Annotated in this window: 15 protein-coding genes; 6 read left to right on the forward strand and 9 right to left on the reverse strand. The window is 55.9% G+C overall.

Annotation, left to right across the window (positions count from 1 at the left end):
- The first annotated feature begins 85 nt into the window (after positions 1-85).
- Entirely contained in the window at positions 86-1003 is a 918-nt protein-coding gene (rarD, locus tag HZS81_RS08750) for an EamA family transporter RarD (RefSeq protein ID WP_179930172.1), read from the forward strand.
- On the opposite strand, the gene HZS81_RS08755 is transcribed toward rarD, so the two are convergent.
- Both HZS81_RS08755 and HZS81_RS08760 read right to left on the reverse strand, forming a co-directional pair.
- Positions 986-2638, reverse strand: a complete 1653-nt coding sequence (locus tag HZS81_RS08755) for a methyl-accepting chemotaxis protein (protein ID WP_179930173.1) — start codon at positions 2636-2638, stop codon at positions 986-988. The genes rarD and HZS81_RS08755 overlap by 18 nt on opposite strands.
- A gap of 170 nt (positions 2639-2808) precedes the next feature.
- The gene (locus HZS81_RS08760; protein WP_179930174.1) at positions 2809-4083 is read right to left on the reverse strand and encodes an O-acetylhomoserine aminocarboxypropyltransferase/cysteine synthase family protein; all 1275 of its coding nucleotides are present in this window, start codon (positions 4081-4083) and stop codon (positions 2809-2811) included.
- Positions 4084-4220: 137 nt separating this feature from the next.
- On the opposite strand from HZS81_RS08760, the gene HZS81_RS08765 reads away from it, so the two are divergent.
- Genes HZS81_RS08765 through HZS81_RS08785 form a run of 5 tightly spaced genes read left to right on the forward strand, consistent with a single transcriptional unit; the run spans position 4221 to position 9406 of the window.
- Entirely contained in the window at positions 4221-5945 is a 1725-nt protein-coding gene (locus tag HZS81_RS08765; protein ID WP_179930175.1) for a SulP family inorganic anion transporter, read from the forward strand.
- Positions 5946-5950: 5 nt separating this feature from the next.
- Entirely contained in the window at positions 5951-7075 is a 1125-nt protein-coding gene (locus HZS81_RS08770) for an MlaE family lipid ABC transporter permease subunit (RefSeq protein WP_179930176.1), read from the forward strand.
- Positions 7075-7851 carry an ABC transporter ATP-binding protein gene (locus HZS81_RS08775; RefSeq protein WP_179930177.1) on the forward strand — a complete coding sequence of 259 codons (777 nt, stop codon included), beginning with the start codon at positions 7075-7077 and terminating at the stop codon, positions 7849-7851. The genes HZS81_RS08770 and HZS81_RS08775 overlap by 1 nt, the downstream gene beginning before the upstream one ends.
- Positions 7851-8801: an MlaD family protein gene (locus HZS81_RS08780; RefSeq protein ID WP_179930178.1), complete on the forward strand. Its 951-nt coding sequence runs from the start codon at positions 7851-7853 to the stop codon at positions 8799-8801. Before HZS81_RS08775 ends, HZS81_RS08780 begins: the two co-directional genes overlap by 1 nt.
- Positions 8798-9406, forward strand: coding sequence for an ABC-type transport auxiliary lipoprotein family protein (locus tag HZS81_RS08785; protein ID WP_179930179.1), 609 nt, complete (start codon positions 8798-8800; stop codon positions 9404-9406). Before HZS81_RS08780 ends, HZS81_RS08785 begins: the two co-directional genes overlap by 4 nt.
- On the opposite strand, the gene HZS81_RS08790 is transcribed toward HZS81_RS08785, so the two are convergent.
- From HZS81_RS08790 to HZS81_RS08820, 7 genes are all read right to left on the reverse strand, one after another.
- Positions 9383-11236 carry a protein kinase domain-containing protein gene (locus HZS81_RS08790; protein ID WP_179930180.1) on the reverse strand — a complete coding sequence of 618 codons (1854 nt, stop codon included), beginning with the start codon at positions 11234-11236 and terminating at the stop codon, positions 9383-9385. The two genes, HZS81_RS08785 and HZS81_RS08790, sit on opposite strands and share 24 nt — an antisense overlap.
- Positions 11237-11289: 53 nt before the next feature.
- Positions 11290-12573, reverse strand: a complete 1284-nt coding sequence (locus HZS81_RS08795) for a 2-oxo acid dehydrogenase subunit E2 (RefSeq protein WP_179930181.1) — start codon at positions 12571-12573, stop codon at positions 11290-11292.
- A gap of 31 nt (positions 12574-12604) precedes the next feature.
- Positions 12605-13582, reverse strand: coding sequence for an alpha-ketoacid dehydrogenase subunit beta (locus HZS81_RS08800; RefSeq protein WP_179930182.1), 978 nt, complete (start codon positions 13580-13582; stop codon positions 12605-12607).
- A gap of 1 nt (position 13583) precedes the next feature.
- Positions 13584-14786, reverse strand: a complete 1203-nt coding sequence (locus HZS81_RS08805) for a thiamine pyrophosphate-dependent dehydrogenase E1 component subunit alpha (protein ID WP_179930183.1) — start codon at positions 14784-14786, stop codon at positions 13584-13586.
- A gap of 161 nt (positions 14787-14947) precedes the next feature.
- Positions 14948-15715, reverse strand: coding sequence for an ABC transporter permease (locus HZS81_RS08810; RefSeq protein WP_338401833.1), 768 nt, complete (start codon positions 15713-15715; stop codon positions 14948-14950).
- Positions 15705-16673, reverse strand: a complete 969-nt coding sequence (locus HZS81_RS08815; protein ID WP_179930184.1) for an ABC transporter ATP-binding protein — start codon at positions 16671-16673, stop codon at positions 15705-15707. The genes HZS81_RS08810 and HZS81_RS08815 overlap by 11 nt, the downstream gene beginning before the upstream one ends.
- The gene (locus HZS81_RS08820; RefSeq protein ID WP_179930185.1) at positions 16666-17871 is read right to left on the reverse strand and encodes an ABC transporter permease; all 1206 of its coding nucleotides are present in this window, start codon (positions 17869-17871) and stop codon (positions 16666-16668) included. Before HZS81_RS08820 ends, HZS81_RS08815 begins: the two co-directional genes overlap by 8 nt.
- Positions 17872-17873: the final 2 nt, after the last annotated feature.

Raw genomic sequence — 17873 nt, forward strand, 5'->3', positions numbered from 1 at the left:
GCATCGTTAGTGTGCTAGATTAGCATTTTTTCACGCACTTTTTTCACGCACTTTTTCACTCACGCTTGTTGCTAACGAGGCCTCCATGTCTTCTTTGCCTGCCCCAGTACGCGACCCAGAAGCCGTTAAAGGCGTGGGTTTCGGCTTAACCGCCTACCTGATGTGGGGCTGCTTTCCGCTATTTTTTGCGCTGTTCCAAGACGTACCGGCATTTGAGATTTTGATTCACCGTATTTTGTGGTCGTGTCTTTTCTTGGTCGGTTTGATTAGCCTGCTGAGACGCTGGCCGCCGGTAGTGGCTGCCCTTAGCGAGCCCAAGCGGCTTGGGCGCGTTCTCGGTTGTGCGCTTCTCATTGGTTTGAACTGGGGAGTCTATATCTATGCGGTGGAAACGCAGCAGGTGCTCCAGGCAAGCTTGGGTTATTTTTTAACGCCACTGGTTAACGTCGCGTTGGGCATGCTGGTGCTGCGCGAAGTCATGGCGCGGTTACAGCTAATCGCCTTGGGGCTTGCGACACTGGCCATTGGGATTCAGTTTGCCCTGCTTGGCGAAATGCCGTGGTTGAGTTTGATTCTGGCTTTCTCGTTTGGCACCTATGGACTTTTTCGTAAACAGGTGCCGCTCGACGGGCTTTCGGGGCTTTTTGTCGAAACCCTGCTGTTGCTTCCACTGGCCCTACTCGCCTTTAGCTGGCTGAGCTTAACAGGGCTCTCACACTTTGCCATTGAGCCCACCACCACGGCACTATTGATCGCCAGTGGCGTCATCACCGCCCTACCGCTGATGGCGTTCGCTGGCGCCGCTCGGCGACTGCGTTTGGCAACGCTGGGGTTTTTAATGTACATCAACCCGAGCATCCAGTTTTTCATCGCGTTAAGTATCTTCCATGAGCCGCTTTCCACCGTACAGCTGGTGAGCTTTTTACTTATCTGGATCGGCCTTGCTTTGTACTCTTACTCGGCTTGGCATCAATCTCACAAGCGGCTAGCGGCCGTTCGGTAATGCTCTGGTGCTATCGTTATCTTCCCCGTCATGGCCGATAACTGCTGCCTCAAAATTGGCACTTCCCGGCTGATAGCCCACGCGGAAGCCGCCCCAGTGCTTGCCATTCACATAAACCGGCACCGAGAGATCATGCATAATTTCTCCGGTATCACGCTTGTAGGTTTGCAACAGCAACGCCTGCTCATGGGCACCGCAGCGTTTGCCTGTGGGGTCATCAAAAATACGCTTGCTGCGGCAAAACTTCAGATCGTGGGCATAATCACCGGTCGGCTCACGGCTAGTCGCCTCGTTATGCGTGGGCACATAGCCGTTACGGTCGCAGGCAATCGCATAGCTTAACCCTCGCGATTTAAGCATCGGCTCTTGCAGCGCGGGCAAGTTGTGATCGGTAAAGCCGTCAAAGGCAGTCTTATACATGGGCGGGTTTGTCCCGGAGATCTTCTCATAGCGTGGCTCGAATAGCCCTGCCTGAGAAAGCTCGCCACGTTTTAGCGCCTGTTCAAACAACTTACCCAATTGATCCGCTGTTTCACGTGCGGCGTGAAATACCTCTTGGTGGCGCCCATTTAACCGCTGCTGCGCCAGCTCGCCATCCACGCTTTCGGCAGCATCCATTAGCGCGCGGGCCTGCTCGGCCAAATCGTGCATATCGCGGTTGCCTTCATCAACATCCGTCTCCAGCTGGCGCAGGTTATCCGCCACTGTCTGACTATGCTGGCGAGTATTTTCCATGGCCTCCGCCACGCTTATAATTTCTTTATGCACTTGATCGAAGTCACCAGTGATATTGACCAAGCTGTTGCCCACGCCGCGGATACCCTCGGAACGCTCGCTAATACGCGACATCAGGTGCCCCATGGTGCCGACCACACTCTGGCCGCTCTGGTGCATATCTTTCACCAGCTCATCGACGTTTTGCGTTGCATTGGAGGTCTTAAGTGCCAAGTTGCGAACCTCACCCGCGACCACCGCAAAACCACGCCCATGCTCCCCCGCCCGCGCGGCTTCGATAGAGGCGTTAAGCGATAACAGATGCGTTTGCTCGGCGATGCCCTCGATCATCGACGTGACGTCGCGTACTCGCTCGATTTTATCGTTAAGCGCATTGAGTGCCTCAAGCGCCTGCTCCGAGCGCTCAGCTATCTGCATCATCTCGTTAATGACTTCATCGAGCTCACTACGGTTGTGATGACTGGCATCTCGGGCGCTATCAGAAAGCGTTGCTACTTGGTTTGCACTGGTGGAGACCTGGACAATAGCAGCGTTGATCGCGCTCATGCTGGCGGAGGCATCGCGCGCCATGGCTTCTTGCTTATCAAGACGTTGGTCCATTAAATCGGCATAGTGGGAAACTTCAGCCGAGGCGATAGCCGTGCTGCTAGCGCGTTGCATAAGGCGGTAGGCCATGTTGCGTAGCGAACGATAGTCGCGCACCGGCCATAACCAAGAACCATGCCTGGCAAGGCCCTCTCGCCCAGCATAATATACCGCCAAGTTACCGCTAAATACCCAAGCTGCGCCCCCCAGGGCTGCCAACACCAACCCGGCGTAGCCCCAAAGCCCCCCTAACATTTGCGCGCCTACCCCCAGGAAGAAACATCCCAGTGCTGCCAGAATAGAAAGTAATCGCATAGCTATTCTTGCCCTTTTTGTTTTTGAACGCGTTTCATTGCAATACGTTGTAGCCAACGCCCATACCGGAGCACCGGATGCCTAGGCATCCGGTATTGAGCTTAACGCGTTGTTGTAGGGAAAGAAGTAGCACTTTCGGGGAAGAATTTCCCATATATTAGCATTAGCGGTTAGACCTTAGCCGTAGCCAACGCCTGATCGATATCGGCAAGCAAGTCATCAACATGCTCGATGCCAATCGACAAGCGCACCATATCGGGCGTTACCCCGGCCGTTTTAAGCTCATCCTCGTTCAATTGACGGTGAGTCGTTGACGCCGGAATGGACGAGCAGCTTTTTGCATCGCCAATATTCACCAAGCGTAAAATCAACCCCAATGCGTCATAGAAACGCTCTCCGGCAGCTTGTCCGCCTTCGATGCCAAAGCTCAAGATGCCGGAAGCTTGTCCCTGCATGTAGCGCTTGGCTAAGGCGTGATCCGGGTGGCTCTCAAGCCCTGCGTAGTGAACCCATTTGACCTGCGGGTGTGCCTCAAGGTGCTTCGCCACGGTTAACGTATTGGCACAGATGCGTTCGATACGTAACGATAACGTCTCTAGCCCCTGAAGCAGATTCCAGGCAGCTTGTGCTGAGAGCGCCGCTCCCATATTGCGCAGCGGGACAACACGGGCACGGGCGATAAACGCGGCATCGCCCACATCGCGGGTATAGCTGACACCGTGATAAGAGACATCCGGCTCGGTCAGTAGCGGGAAGCGATTAGCGTTTTCCGCCCACGGAAACGTACCTGAATCGACAATGACCCCACCAACGGTCGTGCCATGCCCGCCGATATACTTAGTTGCCGAGTGAACGACGATATCCGCCCCGTGCTCTATTGGCCGGCACAGGAAAGGCGTCGCGGTGGTGTTATCTACGATGACCGGTACACCATGACGGTGGGCAATCTCGGCGAGTTTGGCAATGTCCACCACGCCGCCCGAGGGGTTGCCGATGCTTTCGCAGAAAACGGCTTTCGTACGGCCATCAATCAAGCCTTCAATGCCATCGAAATCGTCCTTGTCCGCGAAACGCACGTTAATGCCCTGGCGCGGCAAGGTATGAGCAAAAAGGTTGTACGTGCCGCCGTAAAGCTCGCTAATGGAGACGATATTATCGCCTGCCTCGGCAATGGTCTGGATCGCGTAAGTGATCGCCGCCATGCCGGAAGCCACCGCCAACCCTGCAATCCCCCCTTCAAGCACGGCCACGCGCTGCTCTAGCACCGCACACGTGGGGTTCATGATGCGCGAATAGATATTACCCTCGACCTTAAGATCAAAAAGATCCGCTGCGTGCTGGGCATTATCGAATGAAAACGACGTGGTTTGATGAATCGGCACTGCCACAGCGTGCTGACTGTCGGGCACGTAGCCGTGATGGAGAGCGAGGGTTTCACGTTTCATGGTTAACTCCTTCAGAGGGTTCAAATACCAACTTGCTTGCATCGATGCTAAACAAGCCTCAACGTTTAGGCCAATATCGTTTAGTCTGATCACCATCGCGGTGTCGCGACTTTTTGCCCCAACTTGTTAAAAGGCTCATGCTCAGACGCTACGTTCCCATTTTGGCTTGGCTACCCCATTATCATCGGCGCTTATTTGCCGCCGATGCGTTGGCGGGCCTCATTGTTACCGTCATGGTCATTCCACAGTCACTTGCCTACGCGCTGTTGGCGGGGCTGCCGGCGGTGGTAGGCCTTTACGCCAGTATTCTGCCGCAACTGCTTTATACGCTATTCGGCACTAGCCGCACCTTAGCCATTGGCCCCGTGGCGATTATCGCCCTGATGACCGGCGCAGCCCTTGCCAACATTGCCGCACCGGGCAGCGCGGAATATTTAGAGGCGGCGCTGGTACTCTCGCTACTTTCTGGCGCCATGCTGGTCATCATGGGCTTGCTAAAAATGGGCTTTTTTAGCAACTTTTTAAGCCACCCAGTTATTTCAGGCTTTCTCACCGCCTCCGGCATACTGATTGCCGCCAGCCAGTTTAGTGCGCTTTTGGGTGTGGAAAGCAGTGGATTCACCCTCGTTGAGCGATTAGCGACGCTGCTCCCCAACCTGCCCGCTTTCAACGCCCCAACGACTCTGATTGGCGCTGGCACGTTGCTCTTTTTGGTCCTCATGCGCCGTTACGGCAAAAACACCTTGCAGCAAATAGGCTTCCCCTTGGGGCTGGCAGATTTGATCGCCAAGGCAGGCCCTGTGTTTGCCGTTATCGCAACAACGTATGCGACCTGGCATTGGCAGCTTGACGGCGCGGGGGTTGCCACGGTCGGTAGCATCCCTGCCGGCTTACCCCCTTTAAGCTTCCCGTGGTCGGATGCCTCATTGTGGCGCGCTCTATTGATTCCCGCCCTGCTGATTAGCTTGGTCGGGTTTGTGGAGTCAGTCTCTATGGGGCAGATGCTCGCGGCCAAGCGGCGCCAGCGCATTTCCCCCAATCAAGAACTTATCGGCTTGGGCGCCGCCAATTTAGCGGCCGGCGTCACCAGCGGCATGCCGGTTACCGGGGGGTTATCGCGCACGGTGATTAATTTTGATGCCGGCGCGCAAACGCCCGCAGCGGGTGCATTTGCCGCCTTGGGTATTGCGCTGGTCACGTTCGCGTTTACCGGCTGGCTTTACTATTTGCCCATTGCAACGCTTGCAGCGACGATCACCGTTTCGATCTTGACCCTGGTGGATTTCCCAACGCTACGCCAAACCTGGCGCTATTCACGCAGTGATTTTGCCGCCATGGCGATTACCATCACCCTGACGCTTGTTGAGGGCATTGAAGCGGGAATCATTGGTGGCATCACACTTTCGATTGCGCTATTTCTTTACCGCACCAGCCGCCCGCACAGCGCTCTGGTGGGGCGCGTACCGGGGACTGAGCATTTTCGCAACCTTACCCGTCACGATGTCGAAACCGTGGATCACGTCGCCCTGTTGCGCATCGATGAAAGCCTCTATTTCGCCAATGCCCGCTATTTAGAAGACACGTTATATAACTTGGTCGCTAGCCGCCCGGCACTGGAGCACGTCGTGATTGTCTGCTCGGCAGTCAATTTGATCGACGCTTCGGCGTTAGAGAGCTTGGAAGCCATCAACGCGCGGTTAAAAGACTCTCAAGTCACGCTGCATTTAGCGGAAGTCAAAGGGCCGGTGATGGATAAGCTAAAACTCAGCGACTTCCTCGAGGGATTAACCGGTCGTGTTTTTTTAAGCACTTACGCGGCCTGGCGCGAATTGAGCCGCCCACCTGAAATACCCGAGGAGTAAGCACAGTGGACGATCACGCCTCAACACCGGCCCATAGTAAGCCAGACAGCGAGCGGCTGGTACTGTCCGGCGATTGGACACTTTTGCACTTCACACGTATCCAGCGCCAGCTAGCAAAACTCGACCCCAATCGCTTTACAACGCTCTGCTTCGATGACGTAACTCGCCTTGATACGGCAGCAGCGCAGTTGTTAATTGAGTGGTATGGCCCCGCACGCATGCAGGCGCTTTCATCGATGCTTCCTGTTAAGCGCAAAAACCTGCTGATCAGCGTGGCAGGAGCCGTCACAACCCAACGGCAAGAACCCCCGCCCGCGAATGCCTCGAAGGCGCTAACCCACGGGGTTGCGTTGGTCGGGCAACAGGTTGAATCGCTCTATTTGCAGCAAAAGTACCTACTCGGCTTTTTGGGTTTGGTGCTTTCAGCACTGGCACGCACGCTTTGGCGCCCTAGCCGATGGCGAGTCACCGCGACGGTTTCTCATATTCAGCAAACCGGGCTCAATGCCGTGCCCATTGTGATGCTGCTGACGTTCATGGTGGGAGCCGTGGTAGCCTTTTTGGGCGCCACCGTATTAGAGAGCTTTGGTGCCACCATTTACACCGTAAATTTGGTCGTGTTCTCGTTTCTGCGCGAGTTTGGCGTTCTGCTAGCGGCCATTATGCTGGCCGGGCGCACCGCTAGCGCCTTTACCGCGCAATTGGGGTCCATGAAGTCTAACGAAGAAATCGATGCCCTTCGCACCCAAGGGCTCGACCCGATTGAGCTTTTGGTACTGCCTCGTGTGCTTGCACTGTGGATCAGCCTGCCCTTGCTCGCTTTTATTGGCACTCTCAGTGGGATGCTGGGCGGCGCCGTGGTAGGGGTGGTTGCACTTGATATTCCGCTGTCCCAGTTTTTACGTATTGTGGAACGCGATATTGGCGTCTCGCACTTTTTCGCCGGTATCGTAAAAGCCCCACTATTTGCCCTTGTGATTGCGCTAATTGGTTGTGCGGAAGGGTTTAAAGTCAGCGGTAGCGCTCAATCGGTGGGCGAGCACACCACCTCTAGCGTGGTGCAATCGATTTTTATGGTCATTTTGCTCGATGCGCTCGCGGCACTCTACTTTATGGAGATGGGCTGGTGATGGATGACACCGTTATTGACATTGAGCGTTTGGAAAACCGTTTTGGTGCGAATGTGGTGCACCAGGATCTTAACTTGACCCTAAAGCGCGGTGAGATTTTGGGCGTTGTAGGCGGTTCGGGTACCGGGAAATCGGTGCTCTTGCGCAGTATTGTTGGCCTTAAGCCGATTGACGCCGGCGAAATACGCGTCTTCGGCCAGCGGTTAAACACCTTAAGCACATCGCAGCGCGCCGCCATTGAACGCCGCTTTGGGGTGTTGTTTCAGCGAGGCGCTCTTTATAGCTCGCTGAACCTGGAGGAGAATATTGCGCTACCATTGGTGGAGCATACGCCGCTATCGCGCCAAGATGCCGAGCATATCGCCCGCATGAAGCTTGCGCTTGTTGGGTTAAGTCCCAACGCGGCCAAGCAAATGCCTGCCGCGTTGTCAGGGGGGATGATAAAGCGCGCAGCCCTTGCCCGAGCACTAGCTCTCGACCCGGACGTACTCTTTTTGGATGAACCCACCGCCGGGCTTGACCCCATCAGCGCCGCCAAGTTTGACCAGCTGCTCTTGACACTGCGCGACGCTCTAGGCTTTTGTGTTTTTCTCGTCACCCACGATCTCGATACGCTCTATACCGTTTGTGACCGCGTCGCGGTGATATCGCAAAAACGCGTCATTGTCGCCGATACGCTGGCCAACGTGGCCGCCACCGACGACACGTGGGTTCAAGACTACTTTCACGGCCCACGCGGACGAGCGGCCTACCATGCGGCCAAGGAGGCAACCTAATGGAAACACGCGCCCACCACGTGGTGATTGGCCTATTCACCCTGCTGACGCTAACGGGCGCCGTGCTGTTTTCGCTGTGGATGACGAAAGCCAGCATGGAGCGTGAATACCAGCATTTCGAAGTGGTATTCAATCGCGCGGTTAGCGGCTTGAGTGTCGGTAGTCGCGTGGAGTATAGCGGTATCGACGTGGGTAACGTCGTCAATATGCGTCTAAACCCCAACGACCCGCGTCAGGTATTGGCGTTAATACGCGTTGAGAGCAGCGTCCCGATTAAAGAAGATACCCAGGCGCGTTTAGGGCTTGCCAATATCACCGGCAGCATGACCTTACAGCTTTCCGGCGGCACCCCTGAAAGCCCACTGCTTACCTCATCAGGCAGCAATCCTCCGCAAATTTTAGCCGAACCCTCACCGCTTGATTCGCTGCTCTCCGACGGTGAAGCCATCGTGGGCAATGCAAGCCAGCTACTAAGCAACCTCAATACCCTCTTTGAAGACGAGAGCACAGAGCGAATCAGCCGTATTATCGCTAACGTTGAAGCTATCAGCGCCGGGCTAGCCAGCCAGCAGCAACAGTTCGAACGCAGCATGGAAGAACTTACCGCCCTCATCCAAGAAGGCCGGGAAGCCTTGGGCAGTATTCACACACTTAGCCAAGACGCCAACCGGCTACTAGCGCAGGAAGGCAATGAACTTCTGGTTTCCTCCAGGCGTGCTGCCGAGTCGTTTAACCAGGCCTCTCAGCGTTTAAGTGCCTTAATCGACACCAATGCCCCCGCGCTTGAAAAAACGCTAGAGAACTCGGCAGCCGGCACTCAGTCGCTTTCCCCCGCACTGGAGGAGCTACGCGCGACGCTCAATAACCTCAACCGCGTGACTCGACGCCTCGAAGAGAATCCACAAGACTTTCTCTTCGGCGGCGATAGCATTCAGGAGTTTCGGCCATGAGACACCCCGCGACCCTTAAACTTCCCGTACTTTTACTGCTGATCACCTTATTCACCAGCGGCTGTTCCGTGCTGCCCGAGAGTACACCAAATCAACTTTACCGCCTCCCTGCACCGGAAATAGCGCCGGTTAGCACCTCTGCCCAGCCGGTGGCGCTAAGCGTGCAACCCCCCAAAGCTGGCAGGCTTTTAGGCAGCGACAACATTGTCGTTTGGCCTGAAGGAAACCAAGTCAGCGTTTACGGCGACGCGCGCTGGTACGATAGCGCCCCAGCCATGTTACAAAGCACATGGATCAATGCCATCCAGCAAAGTGCGATTGTCAGCCACGTAAGCGCCGATCGCCAAGGCGCGGATTACCAGCTCACCAGCGAATTACGGGACTTTCACATCGTCTATAACGATGGCATTCCTCAGGCAGTGATGCGCGTAGACGTCGTGCTACAAGACAGCGCCAGCGGTGAGCGCCTTGCCACCACCCAACTTCAGGCCTCGCAAACAGCGGATAATGAACACGTTGGAGCAGTGGTCAACGCCCTCGGCATCGCTGCCGAAAGCGTCAGCCAGGCGCTAATCGAATGGCTATACCTCATGCTGGAGCGCTAAAAACCGACGTGGGTCGCGCGGGTAAAAACGTTCAGGCTGGCTCGCAAGGTGGGTAAACGCGCGAGTGTCTTTGTAGGGCATCTTCATATAGCCAGAGACACCGAGCCCTTCGATATCGGGCACGGCGGCCAAGATTACCGCGAGTTGACGCTGAAACTCAGCTTCTTTATAAACATCAAGCAGCCGATAGTAGCTATGGATTTTGAGGTGCTCCGGTAACGCCTCGAAAATAATCATGCCGGTATGGTGGATGGAATTGAGCCGCTCAAGCGCTGTAATAATCGGCGATGGCAGAGCTAAATGCTCTTCTGGGTCAGGACCATCTTCGAAGTAACTGTGCTGGCGCGAGCGATCCTCCACCTCTGGTATATCGCTCACCTCGTAGGGGATCGTCATCGAAGGCGCGGGGTGAAACGCTTCATTTGCCGAGGCGCGCTCCAAATGAAGCGTTTTACGCGCATCAAAGAGACAGCTTTTGAAAACCCCCTGGCGGTGAATGGCGCGCGCTAGGTGCACCATATTATTCACCGCCTGGGTAAAAGCAGGCTTTAGCGCCGGATCGTGCAGGTTAAGCGACGAATCAATATACACCCCCTCGCGTTCCCAACGTACCGCCAAGCCTCCTACGACGGGGTATTTTCCCAACCGGCTGACCGAGGCTAAAAACGCTTTTTCGGTTTCGCCCATGCCTTGCATGAACTGCTTGTAGTAACGGTCAAGCTGCACGTCATTGACGTCGTTGAGGGTTTCCTCGACGTTCGCCTCGCGCAGAAAAGATTTACGCGAGCTATATACCACGGTATCGATTTCGCGCTCGCTCGGCCGCGCCCACACAGGAATCAGCGGCAAAGGTTCCGGCGAAGGCAAATCCAGCATGACAAGTTTGGCCAACCGCGGCATCGCTTCCAGAAAGTGATCCCCTGCACGACGGCGCACCGCCGGATCACTATCCAACATGCCATCTAACGTGCGGGCAAACTCCATCGGTAACCCCAGCGATGTAGCGGGAATCGCCCGATGGCCAAAGCGACACGATTGCGCCGATGCCAGCGCATACAGCGTACCCGCCGCGCCCTGCTCGTCAAAACGCGGCGACGACAGTGCGCCGTTAAGCTGCTCCTCGCCAATAAAGTAAACATCGCCCAGCCTTGCGTTGGTTTGCTGCAGGTCCGACGACATCAGCTCCATCACATTGGCAGCGATAAACTGCAGCTTAGCATCAAGCTGGGCAAAAACTGACGACCCCCAATCAATTAACGCAATCGCTTCGCGCGCAGGGTCAAACACCAAATTGGAGGGCTTAATATCGCCATGCACCACGGGGCGCGCCTGGGGGCCAGACTCACGCCGCAGCGCCTTGAGAATATCCGCTAACTGGGCGGCAATTCGCACGATCAAGCGCGGTGAAAGTTTTCCTTCGCGCAGCGAGACTTCTTCTAGGTTCCAACCGGGAGCGCGCTCCATGGCCAAAATCGATTGACCACGCACACGTTGGTACGCTTCCAGCGCGGGGATACGCGGGTGTGCGACTTGCTCCAGCATGAACGCCTCCTCTTCAAGGCGTTCCTGCAGATGAGTGGGCAGCGTGATTCGTGAGAACTTGAACACCAGATCGCGCGGAATACCCCCCGGCGGTGGCGTGGTACGCCCGGCAAACACAAAGCCGTATGCGCCCTTGCCGATCAGCTCGATATCCCGATAACCCAGCTGAGATAGCTGGGTTTGGCATAGCGCCACCCACTCTTTTAGCTTGCGGGCATCCTGATGACTAAGCAGATAGATCGATTGATCTTCCGGGATGTAAAACTGCTGCAAGGGCGCTTCGGCCATGGCAAGCTCCTATCTTCAAAGCTTTTATCCATCAAGGCTCTTATCCGTCAACGCTAGCGCAATTGCAGCAGCATCGTCTCGGGTGCTTCCAGATACGCTTTCCACTGGTTACAAAAACGCGCAATGGTGCCACCGTCGATAAAGCGATGATCGCCCGCCCAAGTCACGGTGAGCATTGCCCGACGCGTCACATTCCCTGCCGAATCAAAGCGCGGCAACCACTGCGTTTTACCGATGGCCACAATCGCCCCTTCCGGTGCGTTGATAATTGGCGACGCGTACGTACCGCCCATCGCTCCAATGTTGGAGATGGTGATTGTGCCGCCCTTAAGATCGGCCTGCTCGACACGCCCTTCTCGCGCGGCTTGGGTCAAGCGCCCGACTTCACCGGCGACTTCCAGCAATGAGAGCGCCCCAACGTTTTTCACGTTGGGCACCAAAAGCCCTACTTTACTATCCACCGCCATACCGATATTGCACTCGGGGTAGTAAGCAAGCTCCGTGGCCTCGGGATTTAGCTGGGCATTCAGAATCGGGTGTGCCTCTACGGCCAACGCCATCGCTTTCATGAAAAACGGCATCAATGTCAGCCGCTCACCCAGCGTCTCCGCTTGGGGCTTCAAACGCTCGCGCAGCGCAAGGAGCTCGGTCACGTCAATTTCTTCACCGTACTGAAAGTGAGGAATGGTCGTGGCTGCGGCCACCATCTGTTTGGCCATGGCGGCACGCACGCCGCGTAGCGGCTCTACCCGCGGCGCATTTTGTGAGGCGGGGGCGTTGGCACGCGTTTGTGGAGCCTCTAGATACCCCAATACGTCTTCTTTTAATACGCGGCCATCTTTGCCTGAACCGGCAATCGCGGCTAAATCCAACCCGTGCTCACGTACCAACCGACGCACAGCGGGACTCGCCGGCGTTTTACCGTAGGCGCCGCCCGCCTTGGCAGCTGCCGTTTCAAAACTCTCAAGCTCGGGCGCAGTTTTTGGTGCTGGCGTGGTATTTGGCTGTTGCGTGCCTGGCGTGGATTGCGCATTTTCCTGTGGCGCGGAAACACTTGCCGTCTCGCTCGATGCTTTAGCGTTATCAGATGACGCCGCCTCACCTTCCGCCTGGTAAGCGTAAAGCGGCGCATGCACCTTGGCGATTTGCCCTTGGTCCACGTAAAGTTTGGTCACCACTCCTGGCTCGGGCGCGGTAATCTCCACCAGCGCCTTATCGGTCATGACTTCCACAACCGGCTGATCTTCTTCGATGGTGTCGCCTTCAGCCACGCGCCATTCGACCACTTCGCACTCAACAATCCCTTCGCCGATATCCGGCAGCATGAAATCGCTCATCACTGTCTCCTCTTATGCACGTCAATCGGCATTAAAAATTAACGCTATGTTGAATCGCTTCGAAAATTTTCAGGTGATCGGGGAAGTACTCTTTCTCCAGCGTCAGCGGGAAAGGCGTATCCAGCCCCGTCACCCGTGCGATAGGCGACTCTAAGTAGAGGAAACAGCGCTCTTGAATTGTCGTGGCAATTTCGCCAGCAAAGCCACCGGTTAACGGCGCTTCGTGGGTAATAACCAAGCGCCCGGTTTTGAGTACCGATTCCGCCACGGTATCCGCATCCCAAGGCAACAGGCTTCTCAGGTCGATCACTTCACAGGCAATGCCCGCTTCTTCGGCAAGCGCCACGGCTTTGTCGATCACTTCCATCTGCGCGCCCCAGCCCACCAAGGTGACATCGGTGCCTTCCTTGGTGATTTCCGCCTCGCCAATCGGCAGCTGGTAATCCTCCTCGGGGACCTCACCGGTGGAGGCGCGGTAAAGGCGCTTAGGCTCGAAAAAGATCACCGGGTCGGGGTCGCGAATGGCAGCAAGAAGCAAGCCTTTGGCTTGATAAGGGTTGCGCGGCACCACCACTTTCAGGCCGGGCGTATGGACAAAATACGCCTCAGGTGATTGCGAGTGATAAAGCCCGCCGTTGATGCCGCCCCCGTAAGGGGTACGAATGGTTAAACCACCGACGTTGAAAAGATCGCCCGAGCGGTAGCGAAACTTTGCTGTCTCGTTAACGATTTGATCAAACGCCGGGAAGATATAATCGGCAAACTGAATTTCGGCGACCGGCACCCCGCCTTGGGCGGCCAGACCGTTCGCAAACCCGATAATACCCTGCTCAACCAGCGGAGTATTAAAGCAGCGCGCTTTGCCGTATTTTTCTTGCAAATGGCTCGTCGCACGGAAAACACCGCCAAAAATGCCGACATCTTCGCCAAAGCAGACCACTTTTTCATCTTCCGCCATGGCGATATCCAAGGCATTATTGATGGCTTGCAGCATGTTCATCGTCGGCATGTTATTCCCCTCCCGCGTGGTTGGCGACATCGCGCACATCGAGATCGAGCGATTTCGCTCCGCGCGGGTACGCCTCAGGGTAGCGACGAATATGCTGCTTGAGAGCATCAAACTGATGCTGCAACGCGGGCGTCACATCGGCATAAACATCGCTGATCAGGGTATCGAGGGCTGGGGATGGCCGCTTTTCAGCGCGTTTCATCGTTTCTAGCACTTCGCGACGCAAGCGCTCCTGTGTTTCGGTCTCTTCATCATCGCTCCACCACTCCTTGTGGTTTAGCCATTTTTGCATACGCAGGATGGGATCTTTTAACCGCCACGTTTCTTCTTCGCTCTTGGCGCGATACCCAGATGGGTCATCAGATGAAGAGTGCGCAGCCAAGCGATACGTCATCGCTTCGATCAGCACCGGTTGGTTTTTTTCCACGGCGATTTTGCGCGCTTGGTGTGTCGCTTCGTAGACGGCCAGCACATCGTTACCATCGACGCGAATAACGTGCATGCGATAGCCAAACGCGCGCGGGGCGATGCCATCGGCGGCAAACTGTTCGTTCGCGGGTGTGGAAATTGCGTAACCGTTATTACGGCAGAAGAAGATCACCGGCACCTGATGTACCGAGGCCATGTTCAGCGCGGCATGAAAATCCCCTTCAGAGGCAGCGCCCTCACCAAAGAACGTCAACGTGCAGTGTCCTTCTTTGGCCAGTTTTTGTCCGTAAGCGTAGCCGGTTGCCTGCGGTATCTGGGTCGCGAGCGGTGAGGAAATTGTCATGTAGTGCAGTTTGCGCGAACCATAGTGCACGGGCATCTGACGCCCTTTGCCGTAATCGAGCTCATTACCGAAGAGTTGGTTCATAAACTCATCGAAGCTGAAACCCCGATACATTAGCGCGCCTTGCTCACGGTACTGCGCCATGATCATGTCGGCATCATCAAGGGCAGCGGTCGCCCCCACTACCGATGCCTCTTCGCCGGTACACTGCATATAGAACGACAGCCGCCCCTGGCGCTGGGCAGCCATCATGCGCTCGTCCATAATACGGGTCGAAAGCATGGCGTGGTAAATGCGGCGGGCGTGATCCCGGGTCAACTCGGGGGCTTGTGCTTCGTCGTGAAGCTCGCCCTCCGGGTTTAATACCCTAAAGGTGGGGATCGAAAACTCATCACCGGTCATAAAGTCCGGCGCGTAAATCGTTTGTGTCATGATTATTGTCCTTGTCTTGCCCCTTTTGAGGGCAGTGTTGTCGGTTTTTTCCCATTATGCCAGGGGATTTCCCTAGCATCGGTCAACGCAACATGTCACACGTGACAGATCACATATAACAACACGACACTAACGCAGTCACTTCCTTTACGGCATTCGACTTAAGCGGTATGCGAACGCAACCGCCGCTGTAACACTTCAAAAAAACTGTCAACGCTCAGCGCCAACAAGGCAATGACCAACGCCCCCTGTACCACATAGGCCATATTGGTATTAATGATGCCGGCGATAATCGGGTCGCCTAAGTTACTCGCACCCACTGTTGAGCCCAACGCGGCGGTTGCAATGTTAATGGTAATGGAGGTGCGCACGCCGGCAAGAATCACGGGAGCCGCCAGTGGAAGCTCGACCTGGCGTAGAATTTGGCCGTCGGTCATGCCCATCCCTCGCGCCGACGAAATTGTCGCGAGGTCGACATCTTTTAGGCCAGCAATCGTATTGCGCACAATCGGCAACAACCCATAAAGCACCAAGGCGACAATAATTGGCAGCGTGCCAAAACCCAGTGCCGGCACGGCCAGCGCCAGCACCGCGACGGGCGGAAACGTCTGCCCCATCGAGGCCACCTGCGTGGCCAGGGGTAAAAAATCACGTCCCCACTGCCGCGTCACCGCGACGCCTGCTAAAAGGCCCACGCTAACCGTAAAGAGAGCAGCGACGCCAACCACAAATAAATGCCGCCCTAAAAGCGTGATAAAATCCGCACGCTGATAAATCACTTGCCGGGCATCAGGCGCTAACCAACGAAAGACAGCTTCAGTCGCTGGCATTGCCACAACCGCCAAAGCCAGCAGCACTACCCATATCACGGGAACCAGTAGCTGCGCGGGATGGTAGGTGGAAAGAGAAGGCTGAGGCTTACGACTCACGCGAGCTTCCTTGTTCTGACGAGTGGGCTTCCTTAACGAGTTTGCGTAGCGATAGCTCTCCAACCGGCATATCGTGCTGGTCCACCACGGTCAGCCGCTCGCTATGGTCGCGCAACATCATTGAGAGCGCCTGGCGCAACGTATAGCGGGCGGGAATACGCGACTGCGCCGGAAGCGTAGGCCCAAGCGGTGCCATGTGATCTTTCACGCGGGTGAGCGACGCCTGCTTCAGCCCCCTTTCCAAACCGCCTAAAAGTGAATCGACAAAGGCATCGGCCGGCTTTTGCAAAAGAGACAGTGGGGTGCCCTGCTGAATGACTTTGCCAGCACGCATGACCACTAAGTGATCCGCTAAACGCAGCGCTTCATCCATATCGTGGGTGACAAACACGATGGTTTTATGCAACCGCGCCTGCAGCTGCATTAGCATTTCTTGGAGTTTTTCACGGGTAATGGGATCCAGCGCGCCAAAGGGCTCATCCATCAGCAAAATGTCCGGATCCGCCGCGAGCGCACGCGCTACCCCGACCCGTTGCGCCTGACCGCCGGAAAGCTGATGCGGGTACTTATTAGCAAATTCTCCGACCGGTAACCCCAGAAGCTGCATCAATTCTTCAACACGTTGACGCACTTGGCTTGCCGGCCACTTGAGAAGCCGCGGCACTAAGCCAATATTGCGCGCGACGTTCCAATGCGGGAAAAGTCCCGTATTTTGAATCACATAGCCAATGCGGCGGCGTAACAGCACGGGATCGTAGTCAGAAATTGCTTGCTCATCGAGCAAAATCTCGCCTTCACTATGCGCTAGCAAACGGTTAATCATGCGCAGCGTAGTGGATTTACCGCAGCCAGACGTTCCCACTAAGGCACAAAACTTCCCCTTGGGGACACTCAGCGAAACATCGTCAACGGCTACGGTATCGTCAAAATATTTGTAAACGTTACGTAGCTCAATCATACGCCGCTCCCCGGCGCAACTGCGCTGCCAAAGCGCCTATTCCTGCATCCGCGGCGAGCGCCATGACCAAGATAGGCAATGCCCCTAGTAACACCATATCCATCGCGGCTTGCCCTAATCCTTGAAAAATAAAAGCCCCCAGACCACCGGCGCCAATTAAAGCGGCCACCGCCGTTAAACCGATGGCTTGGACCATCGTGATGCGCACCCCTTCAAGCAAAATCGGCAGCGCCAGCGGTACGCGCACCTGCCAAAACCGCTGCGAAGTACGCATCCCCATGCCGGTGGCTGCATCGAGCACATCGGGGCTTACGGCTTCTAGCGCCACATAGGTATTACGTACGATGGGCAAGAGGCTGTAGATGATCAACGCAATCAGAGCGGGCGTCCAACCAATTCCTTTAATGCCTAACTGTGCGGCAAAGGGAACATTTGCCGAAAGCCACGCCAGCGGAGCCAATAACAAACCAAAAAGCGCTAGGCTGGGCACTGTCTGAAAAAAATTCAGCAGCGCAAAGCCGCCTCGCTGAAGGCGATAAAAGCGACGCATCAAGAGTGCTATCCCCATGCCCAGTACGATGCTGACGCTCACAGCAATTGTGACCAGCGCTAGATGTTGGCGAATTGCTTGATAAAACTGTGCCTCACGGACCTGAAACTCTTGCACCAGCGCTAGGCTATCCAGCCAAAGGGCAGCGCACCCCAACCATACAGCGCCAATTCCTATTAGCAGAAGTGCCATCCACCCCCGTGCTAAGGATAAACGCAAGCGCAACTCGATCAGCCCCAAAAGGGCTAAGAACATCACCACCCAATAAGCCGGCCCGATACCGAGCCGCGCCTGGGGTTGCGAGGCATCAACCAACCAGTGGCTAGCCGCCATTAACCCAAACGGCATTAGCAGTAATAACAGCACCATCGCCGCAAACTGGGCCACGTAGCTCAACCGTGTACGCTCGGGATGGCTTGCGAGCACCATCATGGCCAGAATGATCAGCGACGCGAGCGCGCCACCTCCCCAACTCAGCGCCTGCCAAACGGGGTAGCCAGTGCCCGATACAATCCGATTGGCCGCAACACTAACCGTTGGAAGTCCCCATACCGCTGCCAGCATTGCAAGACCCAACGTCAGAATTACCCAGTTGGGTCGCCACTGTGAAAAGCGTCCCTGCGTGGGTAGCGCGTCCTTCAACGGCATAG

It is taken from the genome of Vreelandella salicampi, from assembly GCF_013415105.1.
In the GTDB taxonomy this organism is placed as follows: domain Bacteria; phylum Pseudomonadota; class Gammaproteobacteria; order Pseudomonadales; family Halomonadaceae; genus Vreelandella; species Vreelandella salicampi.